Genomic DNA, 16,719 nt, shown 5'->3' on the forward strand with positions numbered 1-16,719 from the left:
CAGGGGGATCGTGATCATGCACGAGGTCATCGCTTCACCGACGGCACGGGCCGGGACGAGTGGTTCGGGGATGTGGTTCGGCATCCTGGGGCCGCTGGCCGTGACCGTCGGCGGCCGGCCGGTCCACATAGGCGGGTCGCGAACACGAGCCACACTCGCGGCGCTGCTGCTGGCCGACGGGCGGATCGTGTCCGTCGAGCGGCTCATCGACCAGGTGTGGGGGGAGGAGCCCCCGCTCTCCGGACGTAATCAGGTGGCGATCGCCGTGTCCGCGCTGCGCAAGGCGTTCCGTGCCGCGGGCGGCGATCCCGACGTGATCGAGACCGTGGCGTCCGGGTACCGGCTGCACACGGTCGCACTCGACGCCCGTCAGGCGGAGGTGAACCTGGCCCGCGCACGTCAGGCGCCGCCCGCCGCGAAGGCCGCGCTGCTGCGCGAGACGCTCGGGCTGTGGCGCGGGCAGGTGCTCGGGGGGATCGGCAGCCGGCCGTTGCGTGCGGTCGCCGGCCGGTGGGAGGAGCTGCGGCTGAGCGCGCTGGAGGACTGGGCCGAGGCGGAGCTCGACCTCGGCGGGCATCGGGAGCTGGTGGGCGTGCTCGGGGTGGCGGTGGCCGAGCACCCGCTGCGCGAGCGCATCAGGTCGCAGCTCATGCTCGCGCTGCACCGCTCAGGACGCCGCGCGGAGGCCCTGGAGGTCTACGACCGGGGCCGGACGGTGCTGGTGGAGGAGCTCGGCCTGGAACCCGGGCAGGTGCTGCGCGACCTGCACGCGGCGATCCTGCGCGACGAACCGGGCGTACGGTGGGCCGCTGCGGGGGCACGGCTCGCCGGGGGCGCGGGCGCCCGGCAGCCGGACCCGGGGCTCCGGCCGGCCCGGGTACCACCCGCGGTTCCGTCCCAGCTGCCGCCCGCGGTGTCGGCCTTCATCGGCCGGTGCGCGGAATTCGCCGCACTCGACGCGCTGCTCGACCGGCGGGACGGCAAGGGGCTCGCTCTGCAGGACGGCAGCGGGCTCGACCGGCGGGACGGCAGCGGGCTCGACCGGCAGAACGACAAAGGGCTCGCTCGGCGGGACGGCAGCGGGCCTGCTCTGCAGGACGGCTGCGAGCTCGACCGGCGGGACGGCAACGGGGAGCTGCCGCTCTGTGTCGTGTACGGCATGGCCGGCGTCGGCAAGACCGGGCTGGCGGTGTCGTGGGCGCATCGGGTGGCCGACCGGTTCCCCGACGGCCGGCTGTTCGCGGACCTTCGCGGACACCACCGCCATGCGCCCCCGCTGCGCCCGGAAACCGTCCTGGATCGTTTTCTCCGCGCACTCGGCATGCCGGAGAAGAGCATCCCGGCCGGGCTGGACGAGCGCGCCGCGCTGTTCCGCAGCCTGCTCGAAGGCAAACGCACGCTGATCGTGCTGGACGACGCGGCCTCGGCCGCGCAGGTGCGCCCGCTGCTGGCGGGATCCGACTCCTGCTGCGTCGTCATCACCGCGCGCTCGCCGCTGGGCGCGCTCGTCGCCCAGGACGGCGCCCGCTGCGTCGGCCTGGACGTCCTGAGCCCGGAGGAGGCCGAAGAGCTGCTGGCCCGGATGGTGGGCGCGGACCGGATCGCCGGGGAGCGGCCCGCCGCCCGCCGGCTCGGCGAGCTGTGCGACAGGCTGCCCCTGGCCCTGCGCATCGCCGCGGCCAAGCTGATCTCCAGGAGCGACTGGACGGTGTCCGGCATGGCCGCCCGCCTGGAGAGCGAGCACGGCCGCCTGGACGAGCTGCGCCACGCCGAGCTGGAGGTGCGCGGCGGCTTCGAGCTGAGCTACCGGGGCCTGCCGCCGGCGGCGAAGCTCGCCTTCCGCCGTCTGGGGCTGCTCGATCCGCCGGGCGGGTTCGCCGCCTGGACGCTGGCCGCGCTGGCCGAGGTGCCGCTGCCGATCGCGGAGAGGTTGTGCGAGCACCTGGTGGACGCCCAGCTCGTCCGGCCGCTCGACCGGGACCCGGCCGGTGGGCCCCGCTACGGGCTGCACGACCTGGTGCGGCTGTACTCCAGGGAACGCGCGCACGCGGAGGAGGAACTCCGCGCGGGGTGAGATTCGCGGCGGGCCGGTTCAGGCGGGGACGGACTCCAGATCGGCGCCGTCGAAGGGGCCGTAACGTCCGGCGCCCATGCGTTCGGCCGCGTCGATGTAGCCGGCGAGGGCGCCGCGCGAGCGGGCGAGCAGGTCGAGCTGCTCGTCCAGCCGCCGCAGCCGCGAGCGCATCGCGGCCAGCAACTCCGGGCAGCCGACCAGCTCAGGAGCCTCGCCGGTGGCGCAGGGCAGCAGGTACGCGATGTCCTCCGACGACAGACCGGCGCCGAGCAGGTGCCGGATCTGCTTCACCCGCAACACCGCGCTCTCGTCGTACTCGCGGTAACCGTTCGCGCCACGCCTCGCCTCCAGCAGGCCCTGGGCCTCGTAGTAGCGCAACTGGTGAGCGTTCACGCCCGCTCGCCGGCTCAGTTCCCCGATCAACATCGAAACCTCGCTTGACCTTCATACCGGTATCAACGTTGACGATGCTGCCATGAACCACGAAACCAAGACAGCGGTGACCGTCATCGGGCTCGGGCTGATGGGCCGGGCGCTCGCCGGCGCGTTCCTGAAGGCAGGACATCCCACGACCGTGTGGAACCGGACGGCGTCCAAGGCCGACCAGCTCGTCGCGGAAGGCGCCAGGCCGGCCGCGACGGTCGCCGAAGCGATCGAGGCGAGCCCTCTGACGATCATCTGCCTCACCGACTACCAGGCCGTGCACGACCTGCTCGACCCGTGCGACCTGGACGGCGCCATGCTGGTCAACCTGACGTCCGGCGACTCGGCCCAGGCCAGGCAGGCCGCCCGCTGGGCCGCCCAGCGCGGCGCCCGCTACCTGGACGGTGCCATCATGGCCGTTCCGCCGGCCATCGGCACGGACGAGGCGGTCATCCTGCACAGCGGGCCGCTGGCGGACTTCGAGTCGCACGAGGCGACGCTCGCCGCGCTCGGCACCGTCACCCACCTCGGCACGGACCACGGGCTGGCGTCCCTGTACGACGTGGCCGGCCTGGCCATGATGTGGAGCGTGCTCAACGCCTGGCTCCAGGGCACCGCGATGCTCCGCACGGCCGGCGTCGACGCCGCCACGTACGCGCCGTTCGCCATGCAGATGGCCGTCGGCGTGGCCGGCTGGCTGCCGGGGTACGCCGAGCAGATCGACAGCGGCGCCTTCCCCGCCGAGGTGTCGGCGCTGGAGACCGACGCGCGGGCGATGACGCACCTGATCGAGGAGAGCGAGGCGCTGGGCGTCAACGCCGAGCTGCCGAGGCTGTTCAAGGCGATGGCCGACCGGGCGATCGCCGCGGGGCACGGCGGTGAGCAGTACCCCGTACTGATCGACGAGTTCAGCCGGCCGGGAAAGGCCGGTACGGAGTGAGCCGGTCTACCAGAACCGCACCTCGGGATGGTCCTTCGACGGCCCGTCCAGCAGCGGCCGGCGCTCACCCTTGAGGTGCAGGTCGAGGAAGGCCGTGACGTACGCGCGGGTGATCGCGATGGCCCGCGCGCCGTCGATCGGCGCCTTCGGCAGCCCGAGCTGCGGTTGGAGCACCGCGTAGTCGACGAAGCTCAGGTGCTCGGCCCCGGTCACGGTCAGCCAGCGCTTCCAGTCGCCGGTGACGTGCGGCCAGAACGCGTCCCACGAGCCGTCCCTGTCACCGGAGTCCGGCCGGTGCCTGGGGTTCCCGATCATCATGAACGGCTTGGCCAGCGGCTCGGCCGGGGTTCTGGGGTGGTAGGTGCCGTCGAGGTTGACCGCGGCCTTGATCCGCTCCGCGGCGGGCAGCAGGTGCGCGGCGCTCTGGCCGCCGACGGAGTGTCCCACCATCGCGATCCGCCGCTCGTCGATCAGCCGGTTCCAGTGCTTGCTCCGCTCCAGCCGGTCCAGGACGAACGCGGTGTCGGCGGCCCGCACCCGGGCCACCTTGGCCCCCGTCTCGGCGGTCTGGCCGGCCTTGCCCGCCTCGAAGGTGACGGTCCGGCCGTCGGGGAACGTGGTCGCCATCGACTCGTAGGTGTGCTCGATCCCGGCGACCAGGTAGCCGCGGCTGGCGAACTCCTCGGCCAGCGTGGTCATCGTCGCGCGCGGCATCGTCATGCCGGGGGACAGGACCACCAGCGGCCAGCCGCCTCTCCGCTTCAGCGCGGGGGCGTCGGCGCGGGCGTGCGTCGGGGTCTTGGCGAGCGTGTCGGCCGGTACGTCCTTGAGCTGCGGCACGCTTCTGATGATCAGCTCCGACTCCTGCGGGGTGAGGTACGGCGCGCGCCTGCCCGTGGCCTTGCGCGCCGGGTACCAGAGGGACACCATCAGCTCGCGGGCGTCACGGCCGGCGACCCAGGGGTCGGGACGGCTGGAGTCGACCAGGTGCAGGTCCGTCCTGCCGACCGGATGGCCACCGGTCGGCGCCGGCAGGGAGGTCACGGGCAGGGAGGTGACGGGCGGGGAGGCTGCCGCTGGGGAGGTGCCCGGGACGGCCATTGATGCGGAGAGCGCGAGAACACTCGCGGCCACGGTCTTCTTCATGTGCCCGACTGTCTTCTTCATGTGTTCAACCGTGCCGCGCGGCCCCGCGGGACCGTCCCCGGCGAAAGACGCGCGGCACCCGCAACTTTCGTAGGGGATGTCCGGCTCGTTATGCCTTGTAACCTCTGGCCATGATTGACCGGGCTACCAGGATTGCCGACCTGATCACGCCTTGGGTGCTCGGCGCGACGGTGTTCCTGCTGTCCCTGGCGTCGACGTCCGGCTCGATGGGGGTGCGGTCGGCGCTGCCCATGCCGCTGCTCGTGGCCGTGGCGGCAGGTTGCGGAACGGCCGCGGCCTTCGCCAGGCGCCGGCTGTGGCCGCTCGTCGCGGCGGGCGCCGTGGCCTACGCCTGGCTGGTGATGTGGCCGGCCGCGTTCGTGGCCTCGTACTACGCGGGGACTCGGCTGCGCCGCCGCCGTGACCTGTGGCTCTACGTCGGCGGTGCGGTCGCGCTGCACGCGCTCGCCGGGCTCATCTCCCACCGCAGCGAGGGATACCGCGCGCTGGTCGCGGGCACCGTCGTCAACGTGCTGCTGATGGGCGCGGCCATGCTCGCGCTGCCCCTGGTCGCCGGGCTGTGGGTACGCGCCAGGCGTCAGGTGCTCGACGGGATGCGCGAACACGCCGAACAACTGGTGCGCGAGCAGGTGCTCCGCGCCGACCAGGCCCGCGACCAGGAACGGGCCCGCATCGCCCGCGAGATGCACGACGTGGTGGCACACCGGGTGTCCCTGATGGTCCTGCACGCCGGGGCGCTGGAGATGAACGCGCCCGACGCCCGTACGGCCGAGGCCGCGGCGCTGATCGGCGGCGTGGGCAGGGAGGCGCTGACGAATCTGCGGGAAGTGCTCGGCGTGCTGCGCTCACCGGTCACGGACCGCGGGCAGCGGCCGGCGGCCGATCGCGGCCCGCAGTCGGCGGCCGAACGCGGCCCGAGCCTGGTGGCCGAGCGCGGTCCGCAGCCGACGCTGGCCGATCTCGACCGGCTGCTCGACCAGTCGCGCGCCCTGGGCATCGTGGTCAACCGCCACGACGAGGGAACCGTCCGCCCGCTCACGCCCACCGCGGAACGCACCGCCTACCGGGTCGTCCAGGAGGCGCTGACCAACGTGCACAAACACGCGGGCGACGCCGAGACCGACGTGCACGTCCGATACCGGCCCGCCGAACTGGAGATCCTCGTCCGCAACCAGTCCACCACGGCGGCCGACGGCGACCTGCCCGGCTCCGGCTGGGGCCTGGTCGGGCTGCGCGAACGCGTCGAACTGGTCGGCGGCAGACTGGAGGCCGGGCCACGGGACGAAGGCGGCTTCCAGGTTCGGGCCGAGATCCCCGTCGCATGATCCGGGTGCTGATCGTCGACGACGAGGCGCTGGTCAGGTCGGGCCTGCGGATGATCCTGGAGGCGACGGGCGAGATGGCGATCGTCGGCGAGGCGTGCGACGGCGACGCGGCCGTGGCCGCCGTGGCCAGGCTCAAGCCGCAGGTCGTCCTGATGGACGTGCGCATGCCGGGCACCGACGGCCTGACCGCCGCCGCCCGCATCCTCGCCGCTCCGGGCGCGCCGAAACTGATCATGCTCACCACGTTCGACCTGGACGAGTACGTCCACGAGGCGCTCCGGCTCGGCGCCGTCGGCTTCCTGCTCAAGGACACGCCGCCGCGCGACCTGGCCGCCGCCGTCCGGACCGTCGCTGCGGGCCAGGCCATGTTGTCCCCCGCCATCATCAAACGGCTGATCGGCTCGTTCGTCGACAAGGCCCCCTCGCGCGCCGAGTCCGCGCGCAAGCGGCTCGCCGCGCTGACCGCCAGGGAGGAGGACGTGATCAGGGCGGTGGCCTGCGGTCTGTCGAACGCCGAGATCGGGCGGGAGCTCCGGCTGACGGAGGCGACGGTGAAGGCGCACGTCAGCCGGGTGCTGACCAAGCTGGGCCTGGCCAACCGGGTGCAGGCGGCCATCCTCGTCCACGACGCCGACCTCGGCTGACCGGCGGGCGTCCGTCACGAATTCAGGGCGGTCAGGTCGAGACGGGACAACCGGTCGGGGTCGGACAGGATGTCGATCGCGGCGATCCTGCCGTCGGCGACGGTGAAGCTCATGACCGAGATCAGCCCGTCGTCGACGGTGTTGACCAGGCCGGCCAGGCCGTTGACCAGCGCCGGGCGGGTGGTGGTGCCGGTGGCCATGCGCTGGAAGACGGCCAGCCGCCCGGCCACCGCGGCGGAGCCGCGCAGGACCCGCAGGCCGCCGGTGCGCATCCCGCCGTCGGCGCGCAGGACCACGTCGGGGTCGAGGATGGACAGCAGCGCGTCGAAGTCGCCGCCGCGCGCGGCGGCCAGGAACGCGTCCACCACCCGCCGCTGTCCCGCCGGGTCAGGGTCGGGGCTGGGCGCGGCGCCGCGGACCCGCTGCCTGGCGCGGCTGGCGAGCTTCTTGGCCGTCGCCGGGGTGCGGTCCACGATCGACGCGATCTGCTCGAACGGCAGGCCGAACAGGTCGTGCAGCACGAACGCCAGCCGTTCCGCCGGGGTCAACGACTCCAGCACCACCAGCAGCGCCAATCCCACCGAGTCGGCCAGCAGCACCTCCTGCTCCGGGTCGGCGACGGCGTCCGCACGGCTGATCACCGGATCGGGCAGGCGGTCCTCCAGCGAATCCTCGCGGCGAGACTTGCGCGCGCGGAGCAGGTCCAGGCAGACCCGGCCGACCACGGTGGTCAGCCAGCCGCCCAGGTTGTCGATGTCATCGGAGTCCGAGCGCGCCAGCCGCAGCCACGCCTCCTGAACCGCGTCCTCGGCCTCGGTCAGCGAGCCGAGCATGCGGTAGGCGACCGCCCGCAGATGGGGGCGATGCTCCTCGAACCGCACGGCCAGGAAGTCATGGGGCGTCACGGTCTCGATCCTCTCTTTCGGTGAGATGTCGTACCACTGACGTCGCGAGGGCGACGAAGGTGACCGCGCGGGGGGCACGTTTGTCTGTGCCCTCCGTCGGCGGGGGTGTCGGTCCCTCTGCGGATCCCGGGACGGCGACACCGCTGGGGAGAAAATCGTCCGGCACCCGGTCTCCGGTCTCCGGTCTCCGGTCTCCGGTCTCCGGTCTCCGGTCTCCGGTCTCCGGTCTCCGGTCTCCGGTCTCCGGTCTCCGGTCTCCGGTCTCCGGTCCCCGGTCCCCGGTCCCCGGTCTCGGGCCCTGGCCCCATCCCCGGCCCCCGGTCACATGCGCAGCAGCCGGTTCGGCGGGCCCGTCCCGGCGTTGGACACCGTCCCGATGCTCGCCGCATCCGGGTTGGTCCGCGGGTCGGTCCGCGGGCAGTCTGTGGGTCGGTCCGCGGTCGTCACCGGCTGGTCGCGTTCCGCGTGTTGTACGGCGGGGTCGGCGGCCGCGCCTCTGGCCGCCGGGCCGAGCCGCCGAGCCGCCGGGCCGAGCCGCCGGGCCGTGAAACCCGCGCGGTGTGTGCTGGGCAGTGAAGCCGTGCGGCGTGTGCCGTCTCGGTGTTCTCAAAAGCCCAGGCAGTCGCCGCCCCGGCCGTTGGTCATGAGGGTGAAGGGCGTCGGCCGCCTGTGGTCGCCAGGCTGGCGGTGGCCGCCCGTCACGGTGGCGCATCAGAGGGTGGATCAGCGGCGTCGTGCCAGGAATACGAACTCCTTTCCCGGGCGGTCGGGCGCGTCGCGGACGTCGTCCACCACGAATCCATGCGCGGCCAGATCCCGTTCGACCTCCTCCCGCTCACGAAAACGCAGCGTCGAATCCGACGTCAGCACCTGGCCGTCCGCGGCGAACCGGTAGGTCCAGCGGAACGTCACCAGCGGCCCGTCCACCTCCGTCAGCTCGACCCAGCTCTCGACGGAACCGACACCGGGAATCTCGGTCACCCGGTGGGAGTTCTCGCGAGTCCACTCCTCCCAGGCGCGCTTGGCCGGATCGCGCGTCTCGAAGACCAGACGCCCGCCGGGCCGCAACGCTTCGCGGGCTCCGCGCAGCGTCCGCCGCCACGCCCCCGGATCGGCGATGGCCTGGGCCACGTTCGCTGTCATCGTCACCAGGTCGACCCGCAGCGGCGGCAGGTCCGTCGCGTCCCCGTGGATCCAGCGCACTCGCTCACTCCCCGGCTTGGCCCGGGCGACGTCGATGGACGCCAGGGCCGGGTCCACACCGACGACCTTGACCCCGCGCTCGGCCAGGAGCAGCGCGAACACCCCCGTGCCGCAGCCGATGTCCAGCACGCGCCGCGCCTCGAACTCCTCCGCCAGCCGCAGGTACGCGTCGAGGTCGCCGCGGTCGGGGTCGAGCGGATCGTAGATCGCGGCGAGCCGTGGATGCGCGAAACACTCGTCAGCCATGCGCCCGAACGTATGCGGACCGCCCCCCGACGGCCACCGGGTTTCGCACCGCGATCTTCCCCCAGACCACGACCAGCCGACCAAGCGGGCCGAGCACCAGATGCGCTGTGCCTGGCCGGCTACTCGTCGAATCCGTGTTGCTTCAACCGGGCGATGAGGTCGTCCAGGTTCTTCGGTTCCAGCCAGGCGGCGCCGCCCACGCCGAGCGGTTCGCGGCCGCCGACGAGTGCCGTCTGGCCGTCGGCCGCCTGCGTCCTGAGGAGTGGGTCTTCGAGCACGAGGTCCTGCGGGCCCACGCTCATCAGCTTGGCCAGGGGCGGGATCGGTTGCCCCGGCTTGCCGACCGGGCCGAGCGCGTGCTCGGGCGTCTCCTCCGCGAAGACCAGGACGCGGGTGCCGGGCGGCATGGCGGCGGCGAAGTCCCGCGCGTCGCGCTCGGGTTTCCACTCTTCGACGGGCAGCGCGTCGTCGCGGATGACCGCGCCCTGGTCCAGGACGATGTACAGCAGGCCGTTCACGATGGACGTCCTGCCGGTCACGCCCTTGAGCGGGTCGATGATCCGGACGCGGAGCAGCATCCGGTAGTCGAGCGGCCCACCCGGGTAGCTCTCCAAGGCCGGGCCTTGCTGCCAGCCGTCGATGACCCCGGCCGCGACGATGGGGCTGCCCGCGGCGAGCGCCTCCGGCGTCTCGATGGCCGGAAAGTCGACCTCGGTGACGCGCAGCGGAGACACGTCGAGCGAGCCCTCGACGGCCGTGACTGCGGGCTTCTGCCGGGTCGTCGCCGCGACCGTGGGTTCCCGCGACGCCGACGCCGCGACCGCAGGTTTCTGCGACTCCGGTGCCGTGACCGTGGGTTTGTGCGGGGTCGGCGCGGCGGCCGGGGCGCCGCCGGCGCACGCCGTCAAGACGGCGGACGCGAGCGCGAGCGCGAGCCTGGCAGCGAGAGCGGACGCGGCCGGGAGAGCGGACGCGGCCGGGGGAGCGGACGCGGGCGGGAGGTGTCTGGCCATAGGTCATTCTCCGCGCATCCGCGCCTGCCGACCGTCGACTGCCGACCGCCGAGAGCGCCCGCGGACCGTGTGCGCCCACCGTGGCCGCCAACCGCCCTCAGCGGGGAGATCAGTGCGCCCGCCGCACCCTGATTCCGTGTGCGTCGGCGCGTTCGACGCCCGTTGCGTCCACGTTCGTGATGGGGATCAGGCCGCGGACCTCACCGGTACGCCCGCCGTCGGTCATCCACACGATCAGCATGCCCGGGTTGTGCCCGTGTGAGGAGTGTGGGTCGCCGGAGAGCGGGTTCGGACCGCGCGTGGAGGCGAACAGCCACGACCGATCGGGGGACGTGGCGAACAAGTCGACGGTCGGGTCCGCGCTGAACGGCGACGTCAGCGACACCGTGCCGACGTGTGCCCCGGTGGAGCCGCCGAAGACCTCGGCCACGTTGCCGTCGCGGTCGCCCACCCAGACGTACCGGTCGCGGGCGCTGACGGCGGTGCCGTGGGCGTCGCGGTCGGGGGAGTCGTCGTCGTAGAGCCGCTGCACGGCGGGCGTGTTGGGCGGGTTGGCGGCGCTGTAGCCGGTGCGCGGCAGCCGGAACACGCTGAACTGGTCCAGGTTGGCGGGGGTGCCGCCGCCTCCGTCGCCGAAGACGGCGTCCCTGGCCTCGACGAAGCCGCAGCCGTTGGCCGGTACGTGGGCCGCGTCGTACTCGCCCACGATGGCCATCGGCGTGGTGCGCCAGTCCACCGCGAACAGGCCGCCGCCGCGCAGGCTGACGAACACCGGGCCGTCGTCGGAGGCGATGAACGGGCAGATCGGCGCGTTGTCGGGGCGCAGCTCGGGCGACTGGCAGGGCGCGCCGTTCGGGGTGAGGCAGCCGGCCAGGTCGAGCGTGGCGGCGGGTTCGTGGGTGAACGTGCCCGCGGCGTAGTCGGTGCGGATCCGTTCCAGCTTCTTGCCGTTCTGGTTGGCGATGACGAGGTGGCGGTCGTCGCCGGTGGGCCACAGCGCGTGCGCCTGCCTGGCGCCGCCCGCGCCGGTCTCGGTCGACAGGCAGGCCAGCGGCGAACGGGTACGCGCGTCGAAGATCACCACATGGCCGCTGGCGACGAACGCGAGCGCCGCGTGCGTGTCGGACAGGTTGAACACGATCATGTGCGGCCTGACCGGAGCGCGGCCGGTGGCGGCCAGGCACAGGGCAGAGGTGGCGCCGCCGAGGTCGATCATCGCGACCGGCCTGGCGGCGGACAGGCGCCTGGTGACCTGGCCGCCGTCGTAGACGTTGATGGTGCCGCCGTGCGCGAGACCGTTGGTGTCGGACTGGTCGACCAGCCAGATCTCGTACGACTCCCTGGTCACGTCGGCCGCCCCCATGGTCAGGGCCAGCACGAGCGCGACGATCACGGCACGCCACCGCATGGCGTCCTCCCCGTTGTCTCCGGTACGGATCCGTCCGAAGTGTCTCCGCGATCTCCTGTCCCAACAAGAGCCGATTTTTCTTGCACGCCGACGCCGACGCCGACGCCGACGCCGACGCCGACGCCGTGTGGCGGGCCCTGCGCGACCGGATCGCCCGCCTGCTCGCCGAGCACCGGGCCGGGGATGTCACGCTCGAACGCGCGCAGGAACCGCCGCAGCAGTCGCCCGGCGGCAAGTTCCGCCGGATCATCCCGCTGCCGCTCAGCCCCGAGGCAGGAACGGAGACACGAACGATGCCGATCTGATCGCGCCCACACCGGAAGATCGCCGGCCGCTGACCGCTTCTTCGTCCGCGCGTCCGGTTGCCGGGGCGGCCGCCGGGCACGCCTCTCAGGCAGGCAGAAGGCGGCGCCTCGGCTACTGACCCGCGCCGGAGGACCCAGAGGGCCCGGAGCGCCCCAGCAGGCTCGCCGCGAGCGTCGTGGCGAGCCATTCCTCGTACTCGGCCGCGCTCCACCCGCACACCTCGGTCAGCTTCTCGAAGTTCTCCGTCGAGGTGAGGACGTAGATCTGCGCGGCCGCCCGGGCGGCGGTGAGACCCGGGCGCAGCGCGCCGAGCGCGTGCAGGTGTTCGGCCGGTCCGCGGCTTCCCGTCAGCCGTTCGCGTTCGATGCCGGCCAGCAGGTCCTGGAGCCCGGCGTCGGCCGGGGACGCGGCGGCCGCGGCGCGCAGCACGCGGTGCACGGGCTGGACGCGCCGCAGGATCGCGGTGGCCATGGCGGCGTACCCGGCCAGCTGGCGTACCGGGTCGGGCTCGTCGATGATCGCCAGCACCTCGGGACGGTCGCTCTGCGGCAGCGGCCGCGCGTCACCGGCCAGCGTGACGTCGTAGACGAGCTTGGCCAGCGCGGGCTTGCCACCGGGTGACGACGTGTACAGCGTCTGGACGGCCACGCCCGCCGCGCGTGCCACCTCGGCCATGGTGGTGTCGGCGTAGCCCTTCCTGATCATGAGTTCCCGCGCCGCGGTCGCGATCTTCTCGCGGGTGATCCGGGCCTGCTCCTGGCGCAGCGCACTGGAGTAGGGACGTCGCTTCTTCTGGTCGGTCATCGCCAGCCATGATTCCAGACGCATATTGACTAGACATATCTCTAATGAAAGAGTCTCGTTCCAATGGAAATGCGGGTGGAGGAGGCTCGGTGTCCCTGGTTCTCGGCGCGTCCAGGATGGTCGCGCTCCTGCTGGTCGGCCTGTACGCGGGCGGCGTCTTCTTCACGGTGATCGCCCCGTCCGTGGCCCGGATGCCGGGCGCCGCCTACGTCAGGTACTGGCAGGCGCTCAACGCCGACTACGGCCGCGCCATGCCGCCGCTCCTGCTGGCCGGCATCGCGGCGATGATCGTGGCGGCGGTCCTGTCGTGGCGGAGCGGTTGGCCCGTCTTCGGTGTCACCGTGGCCGCGCTGGTCCTGGTGATCGCCACCGTCGTCCTCACCCTGGCGGGCCTGGAGCCCGTCAACCGGATCGCGGACGCCTGGGACCCCGACCGGTTGCCCGCCGACTGGCCCGAGCTCCGCCGGCGGTGGTCGAACCTGCACCTCGTCAGGACCGGGCTCGCCGTCGCCGCGTTCGCGTGCCTGATCGTCGCGCAGGCGCTCGACCGGGGCCGGACGGTCGGCTGAGCCGTCAGGCCCAGACCGCCGTGTCGGGGTCGACGCCCTGGGCGAGGGCGTTGGCGTCGATGATGTCGCGCAGCCAGCCGCCCAGGCCAGGCTCGATCGCGTCGTAGTAGGCCGTGAAGCCGGGATCGGCGGCCTGCTGCCTGCCCAGGCACACCTGCATGGACAGGGTGCAGTCGAAGTACGCGCCGAGCGAGGCCCGGTGCCGCTCCGCGAGTTCGCCGGCCGCGGCGCTGCCCGGGCTGACGCCGGCGCGCTTGGCCGCCGCCAGGTCGCTCTCGAGCGTGACGATGGCGTCGGCGATCTGCTGCCAGTCCTCGGCGGACCTGCTCGCGGCGCGCTCGGCGTACTGCGCCCACTGAGCCGTGTGGCCCCACCGCTCGCGCGCGCCCGCCGCCCAGGACGGCTGCCAGCGCTGCCCGAAGATCGCGACCTGTTCCTCCGCGGACAGCAGGATGCCGGCGCTGGCGGCCTCGATCATGCGATCGACCGCGTCGACCATGCCCTGCAGGCGGGAGATGCGGTCGAGGAGTTGGTCACGCTGCTGCCTCAGCGGCACGGTCATGTCGGCCGCCGGGGCGTCGAGCAGTTCGCCGATGTCGTCGAGCGACAGGCCGAGCTCGCGGTAGATGAGCACCCGGTGGATACGGGCGACCTCGGCCGCCGAGTAGAGCCGGTAACCGCCGGAGGTCCGCCCGGACGGACGGACGAGCCCGATCCTGTCCCAGTGGTGGAGCGTGCGGACGGTGACGCCCGCGTGCGCCGCCGCGGCCCCGACGGTCAGCCCGCCGGATGCCGCCGAGTCGTCCAGGATGTCGGTCACGGTGCCGAGCATACGTCGCTGACCTACGCGCTCTACTCAGCGGGCAGCGGGATGCCGACGGCTTCGAAGTCGCGTGCCTCGACGCTGTCGCGGTCGAGCGGGACGAGCAGGACATCCTGGAACATCCACCGCCGAAGGTGCGTGACCTGGCCGGGAATCGTGAACAAGTCGACGAATCCGAGCCCGCGGGTCCAGAAGTCCACGGACGCGGCCAGGTCCTGCGTCGTCACGTTGACGAACATCGGCATCCCGTAGATGCCGCGGAAGATCTCAGGCGGCGTCACGTCAGGGTCAAACCGCCGCCTAACTGCCTTTGAGCAGCGGATCGACCGGCTGCGGACGGTCGAACGTGGGCCGCGCCTCCTTCCAGTGGCCGCGGGTGAAGTCGGGCACCTTGACCGGGCGCAGCCGCTCGGACTTCATCGACTCGTGGCTGAGCGGGATCACCGAGCACCAGGCCGCCGAGTCGTAGACGTCGATGTCGGGGGTCATGCCGAGCCGCATGAGCTGGACGAGGCGGAAGATCGACACGAAGTCGCCGCCGCCGTGCCCGCCGTACTGGTCGGCCAGCCTTTCCAGCAGCGGCCACAACCAGTGGTCGTACTGCTTGAGAATGCCCGCGTAGGCGGCGCCGGTCCGCCACGTGTGGTCGTTGTGGCCGAGCGATTCGAGGTAGATCCGGGCGTTGTCCAGCTCGACCGATCCTCTGGTGCCGGTGAGCGTGGTCTCCCTGGTGTACGGGTGCGGGGAGTTCACGTCGTGCTCGACCCGGATGAACCGGCCACTGGCGGTGGTGACGAAACAGGTGTGACGGTCACCCGAGATGTACGGCTTGTCCTGCCAGGACGAGTGCTCCTCGCCCACCCGCGGATCCTCCTCCCTGAACAGGGCCAGCGCCTTGGGCGGCGACGCCACGGCGACCAGCTCGTCGAAGCGGTCGCCCCGGTTGATGCCCATGGACGCGGACACCGGCCCCAGGCCGTGCATCGGGTAGTGCAGGGCGTTCATCCGCGTCTGCCAGCGCCGCCGCCAAGGCTCGGGGAAGTAGGCGCCGCCGAACAGGTACGGCCAGCGCAGGTCGTGGACGTAGCCGCCGGAGGCGTGCTGCACGTCGCCGAAGAGCCCCGCCTTGACCATGTTGAACATCTGCAGCTCGGGCCGGAAGTAGTTGACGTTCTCCAGGAGCAGGCAGTGTTTGCGGGTCCGCTCGGAGGTGCGGACCAGGTCCCAGATCTCGTCCAGGTGCGGGGAGATCGGCAGCTCCACGGCGACGTGCTTGCCGTGTTCCATGGCCGCCTTGGCCTGCGGGTAGTGCCACTCCCACGGGGTGGCGACGTAGATCAGGTCGAGGTCGTCGCGCCGGACGAGGTTGAGGAAGTCCTCCTCGCCGGCGGAGTATCCGACCGGCTCGACGTCCTGGAAGCCTTGCCGCATGATCCGGTCGATGGTGCGGCTGACGCGTTCAGGCCGGATGTCGCACACGGCCACGACCGTGGCGACGGCGCCGAACCGCACGTCCTGGCCGCCGCCGCGGTTGCCGAGCCCGATGAGCCCGACCCGGACCTTCTCGAAACCTTCGAACGGTACGTCGACCATGCTGCGCTCGTGGGGACCGCGGGAGGGTTCCCAGGCGGTCGAGTCGGCGTCGGCGGGGGAGCCGGCGGTGCCCGCGGCGCCGGTGGCGGCGCCCAGCACGATGCCGGACTTCAGTAGATTGCGACGTGAGGGGGCGTAACGGTTCGCAGGGGCCACTGCGATCACTCCCTGGGGGGTGGATGTGATTGAGCATGGCGCTTTTTGCCCGATAGTGGGCAGTATCGATCGTCATCGACCAGAGGGCAAGAGGTGACGGAGGCCGGTGGCCCGCCATCACTGTGGCGGCTGTGCTTCGTCCTGGTGCTGGCCGTCGCGATGCCCCTGGTGCTCTCCGTCCGGGAGTCGTGGCCGCCCGAGCCGCCCTACGCCGGGGGCGTCCACCGGGCCTCGGTGGACGGCCGGGCTCTCGTCCTGGAGGTGAGCGGGCGGGGCTCCTCGTCCGCATGCCTCACGGCCGACCGGGTCGAAGCCGCGGAAACCGGGACGAGCGTGCGGGTCCGGGTGATGCTGCGCGACGTGTGCCGGAAGCGGGAGCGCACCCTGCTGGAGAAGTGGCGCGAGGAGCTGTGGCCGCCCGTCACCATCCGTGTCGGCGCGGGCGTCGAGGTGACCGTCATGCTCGACCGGCCGCTGGGGCGCAGGAAGGTCGTCGACGAGCGGGGCCACGAGGTCCGGGTCTGCCCGATCGTGGGCTCCAGGTGGCGGACCCTCGGACAGTGCATGAGGTAGGGACGCCCCGGCTCAGTCCTCCTCGATCGGCGACTCGAAGCAGGCCAGCCAGGCCGTCAGCAACGCCTGGAGCTGCGCCGCCTGCTCCGGCGTCAGCTCCGCCACCAGCCGGTGCTCGTTCCGCATGTGCTCGGTGAACGCCCGGTCGATCAGGTCCTTGCCGGCGGACGTCAGCGCGACCACCCGGCCGCGGCCGTCGCGCTCGCTGACCCGGCGGGTGACCAGGCCGATCTGTTCGAGCCGGTCGATGCGCTTGGTCATCGCGCCGGTGGTGACCATGGTGAACGCGGCCAGTTCCCCGGGAGCGTGCTCGAACGGCTCCCCGGCCCTGCGCAGGGCGGCCAGCACGTCGAATTCGCCCTCCTTGAGCCCGTAGCGCCGGTACACGACGCGAAGCCGCTCGGTGAGGTGCCCGGCGAGCCGGTGCAGCCGGCCGATCACGCCCTGCGGGCTGACGTCCAGGTCGGGCCGCTCGCGTGCCCACTGCCGCTGGATGCGGGCGATGTGGTCCAACGGTTCGCTCATGCCGCCGAGTATATCTTCCTCG

At 72.4% G+C, this 16,719-nt stretch carries 18 protein-coding genes; 7 read left to right on the forward strand and 11 right to left on the reverse strand.

Annotation, left to right across the window (positions count from 1 at the left end; genetic code table 11):
* The first annotated feature begins 16 nt into the window (after positions 1-16).
* Complete coding sequence (locus tag HII36_RS18380) at positions 17-2,074, forward strand: AfsR/SARP family transcriptional regulator (RefSeq protein WP_173524434.1); 2,058 nt, start codon at positions 17-19, stop codon at positions 2,072-2,074.
* A gap of 18 nt (positions 2,075-2,092) precedes the next feature.
* On the opposite strand, the gene HII36_RS18385 is transcribed toward HII36_RS18380, so the two are convergent.
* Positions 2,093-2,500 carry a MerR family transcriptional regulator gene (locus HII36_RS18385; RefSeq protein WP_173524435.1) on the reverse strand — a complete coding sequence of 136 codons (408 nt, stop codon included), beginning with the start codon at positions 2,498-2,500 and terminating at the stop codon, positions 2,093-2,095.
* Between the two features lie 49 nt (positions 2,501-2,549).
* Between HII36_RS18385 and HII36_RS18390 the strand changes: the two genes are divergently transcribed.
* Positions 2,550-3,437, forward strand: a complete 888-nt coding sequence (locus tag HII36_RS18390) for an NAD(P)-dependent oxidoreductase (protein ID WP_173524436.1) — start codon at positions 2,550-2,552, stop codon at positions 3,435-3,437.
* 6 nt (positions 3,438-3,443) lie between these two features.
* On the opposite strand, the gene HII36_RS18395 is transcribed toward HII36_RS18390, so the two are convergent.
* A complete protein-coding gene (locus HII36_RS18395) occupies positions 3,444-4,604 on the reverse strand; it encodes an alpha/beta hydrolase family protein (protein ID WP_236003623.1) in 1,161 nt (386 codons plus the stop codon).
* Between the two features lie 110 nt (positions 4,605-4,714).
* Here HII36_RS18395 and HII36_RS18400 point away from each other — a divergent pair, with 110 nt between their 5' ends.
* The gene (locus tag HII36_RS18400) at positions 4,715-5,929 is read left to right on the forward strand and encodes a sensor histidine kinase (RefSeq protein WP_173524437.1); all 1,215 of its coding nucleotides are present in this window, start codon (positions 4,715-4,717) and stop codon (positions 5,927-5,929) included.
* Positions 5,926-6,573, forward strand: a complete 648-nt coding sequence (locus HII36_RS18405; RefSeq protein WP_173524438.1) for a response regulator — start codon at positions 5,926-5,928, stop codon at positions 6,571-6,573. The genes HII36_RS18400 and HII36_RS18405 overlap by 4 nt, the downstream gene beginning before the upstream one ends.
* A gap of 14 nt (positions 6,574-6,587) precedes the next feature.
* Here HII36_RS18405 and sigJ read toward each other — a convergent pair whose 3' ends face one another.
* From sigJ to HII36_RS18425, 4 genes are all read right to left on the reverse strand, one after another.
* A complete protein-coding gene (sigJ, locus tag HII36_RS18410; RefSeq protein ID WP_173524439.1) occupies positions 6,588-7,478 on the reverse strand; it encodes an RNA polymerase sigma factor SigJ in 891 nt (296 codons plus the stop codon).
* A 723-nt stretch (positions 7,479-8,201) separates the two neighbouring features.
* On the reverse strand, positions 8,202-8,927 hold the full coding sequence (locus HII36_RS18415) for a class I SAM-dependent methyltransferase (protein ID WP_173524440.1): 726 nt from the start codon (positions 8,925-8,927) through the stop codon (positions 8,202-8,204).
* A 119-nt stretch (positions 8,928-9,046) separates the two neighbouring features.
* Positions 9,047-9,940 carry a hypothetical protein gene (locus HII36_RS18420; RefSeq protein WP_173524441.1) on the reverse strand — a complete coding sequence of 298 codons (894 nt, stop codon included), beginning with the start codon at positions 9,938-9,940 and terminating at the stop codon, positions 9,047-9,049.
* Positions 9,941-10,049: 109 nt separating this feature from the next.
* A complete protein-coding gene (locus HII36_RS18425) occupies positions 10,050-11,348 on the reverse strand; it encodes a hypothetical protein (RefSeq protein WP_173524442.1) in 1,299 nt (432 codons plus the stop codon).
* Positions 11,349-11,428: 80 nt separating this feature from the next.
* Between HII36_RS18425 and HII36_RS18430 the strand changes: the two genes are divergently transcribed.
* On the forward strand, positions 11,429-11,653 hold the full coding sequence (locus HII36_RS18430) for a hypothetical protein (protein WP_217369668.1): 225 nt from the start codon (positions 11,429-11,431) through the stop codon (positions 11,651-11,653).
* Between the two features lie 112 nt (positions 11,654-11,765).
* Here the strand turns inward: HII36_RS18430 and HII36_RS18435 are convergent, their stop codons facing one another.
* A complete protein-coding gene (locus tag HII36_RS18435; RefSeq protein WP_236003624.1) occupies positions 11,766-12,482 on the reverse strand; it encodes a TetR/AcrR family transcriptional regulator in 717 nt (238 codons plus the stop codon).
* A 65-nt stretch (positions 12,483-12,547) separates the two neighbouring features.
* Here HII36_RS18435 and HII36_RS18440 point away from each other — a divergent pair, with 65 nt between their 5' ends.
* Complete coding sequence (locus HII36_RS18440) at positions 12,548-13,027, forward strand: DUF1772 domain-containing protein (protein ID WP_328807774.1); 480 nt, start codon at positions 12,548-12,550, stop codon at positions 13,025-13,027.
* A 4-nt stretch (positions 13,028-13,031) separates the two neighbouring features.
* Here HII36_RS18440 and HII36_RS18445 read toward each other — a convergent pair whose 3' ends face one another.
* Genes HII36_RS18445 through HII36_RS18455 form a run of 3 tightly spaced genes read right to left on the reverse strand, consistent with a single transcriptional unit; the run spans position 13,032 to position 15,599 of the window.
* Complete coding sequence (locus HII36_RS18445; protein ID WP_328807775.1) at positions 13,032-13,847, reverse strand: MerR family transcriptional regulator; 816 nt, start codon at positions 13,845-13,847, stop codon at positions 13,032-13,034.
* 32 nt (positions 13,848-13,879) lie between these two features.
* Complete coding sequence (locus HII36_RS18450; RefSeq protein ID WP_328807776.1) at positions 13,880-14,131, reverse strand: hypothetical protein; 252 nt, start codon at positions 14,129-14,131, stop codon at positions 13,880-13,882.
* A gap of 19 nt (positions 14,132-14,150) precedes the next feature.
* Positions 14,151-15,599, reverse strand: coding sequence for a Gfo/Idh/MocA family protein (locus HII36_RS18455; RefSeq protein WP_173524445.1), 1,449 nt, complete (start codon positions 15,597-15,599; stop codon positions 14,151-14,153).
* Between the two features lie 93 nt (positions 15,600-15,692).
* On the opposite strand from HII36_RS18455, the gene HII36_RS18460 reads away from it, so the two are divergent.
* Positions 15,693-16,172, forward strand: coding sequence for a hypothetical protein (locus tag HII36_RS18460; RefSeq protein ID WP_173524446.1), 480 nt, complete (start codon positions 15,693-15,695; stop codon positions 16,170-16,172).
* Between the two features lie 12 nt (positions 16,173-16,184).
* Here the strand turns inward: HII36_RS18460 and HII36_RS18465 are convergent, their stop codons facing one another.
* Positions 16,185-16,697, reverse strand: a complete 513-nt coding sequence (locus HII36_RS18465) for a MarR family winged helix-turn-helix transcriptional regulator (RefSeq protein WP_173524447.1) — start codon at positions 16,695-16,697, stop codon at positions 16,185-16,187.
* Between the last annotated feature and the right edge of the window lie 22 nt (positions 16,698-16,719).

The organism is Nonomuraea antri (assembly GCF_013283785.1).
GTDB classification, from domain to species: domain Bacteria; phylum Actinomycetota; class Actinomycetes; order Streptosporangiales; family Streptosporangiaceae; genus Nonomuraea; species Nonomuraea antri.

Bases quoted from the DNA above. Each gene is read 5' to 3' on its own strand.
- HII36_RS18405 (WP_173524438.1), top strand. From the start codon at position 5,926: ATGATCCGGGTGCTGATCGTCGACGACGAGGCGCTGGTCAGGTCGGGC.
- HII36_RS18415 (WP_173524440.1), bottom strand. From the start codon at position 8,927: ATGGCTGACGAGTGTTTCGCGCATCCACGGCTCGCCGCGATCTACGAT.
- HII36_RS18420 (WP_173524441.1), bottom strand. From the start codon at position 9,940: ATGGCCAGACACCTCCCGCCCGCGTCCGCTCCCCCGGCCGCGTCCGCT.
- HII36_RS18435 (WP_236003624.1), bottom strand. From the start codon at position 12,482: ATGCGTCTGGAATCATGGCTGGCGATGACCGACCAGAAGAAGCGACGT.
- HII36_RS18395 (WP_236003623.1), bottom strand. From the start codon at position 4,604: ATGAAGAAGACAGTCGGGCACATGAAGAAGACCGTGGCCGCGAGTGTT.
- HII36_RS18385 (WP_173524435.1), bottom strand. From the start codon at position 2,500: ATGTTGATCGGGGAACTGAGCCGGCGAGCGGGCGTGAACGCTCACCAG.
- HII36_RS18425 (WP_173524442.1), bottom strand. From the start codon at position 11,348: ATGCGGTGGCGTGCCGTGATCGTCGCGCTCGTGCTGGCCCTGACCATG.
- HII36_RS18400 (WP_173524437.1), top strand. From the start codon at position 4,715: ATGATTGACCGGGCTACCAGGATTGCCGACCTGATCACGCCTTGGGTG.
- HII36_RS18465 (WP_173524447.1), bottom strand. From the start codon at position 16,697: ATGAGCGAACCGTTGGACCACATCGCCCGCATCCAGCGGCAGTGGGCA.
- HII36_RS18390 (WP_173524436.1), top strand. From the start codon at position 2,550: ATGAACCACGAAACCAAGACAGCGGTGACCGTCATCGGGCTCGGGCTG.
- HII36_RS18380 (WP_173524434.1), top strand. From the start codon at position 17: ATGCACGAGGTCATCGCTTCACCGACGGCACGGGCCGGGACGAGTGGT.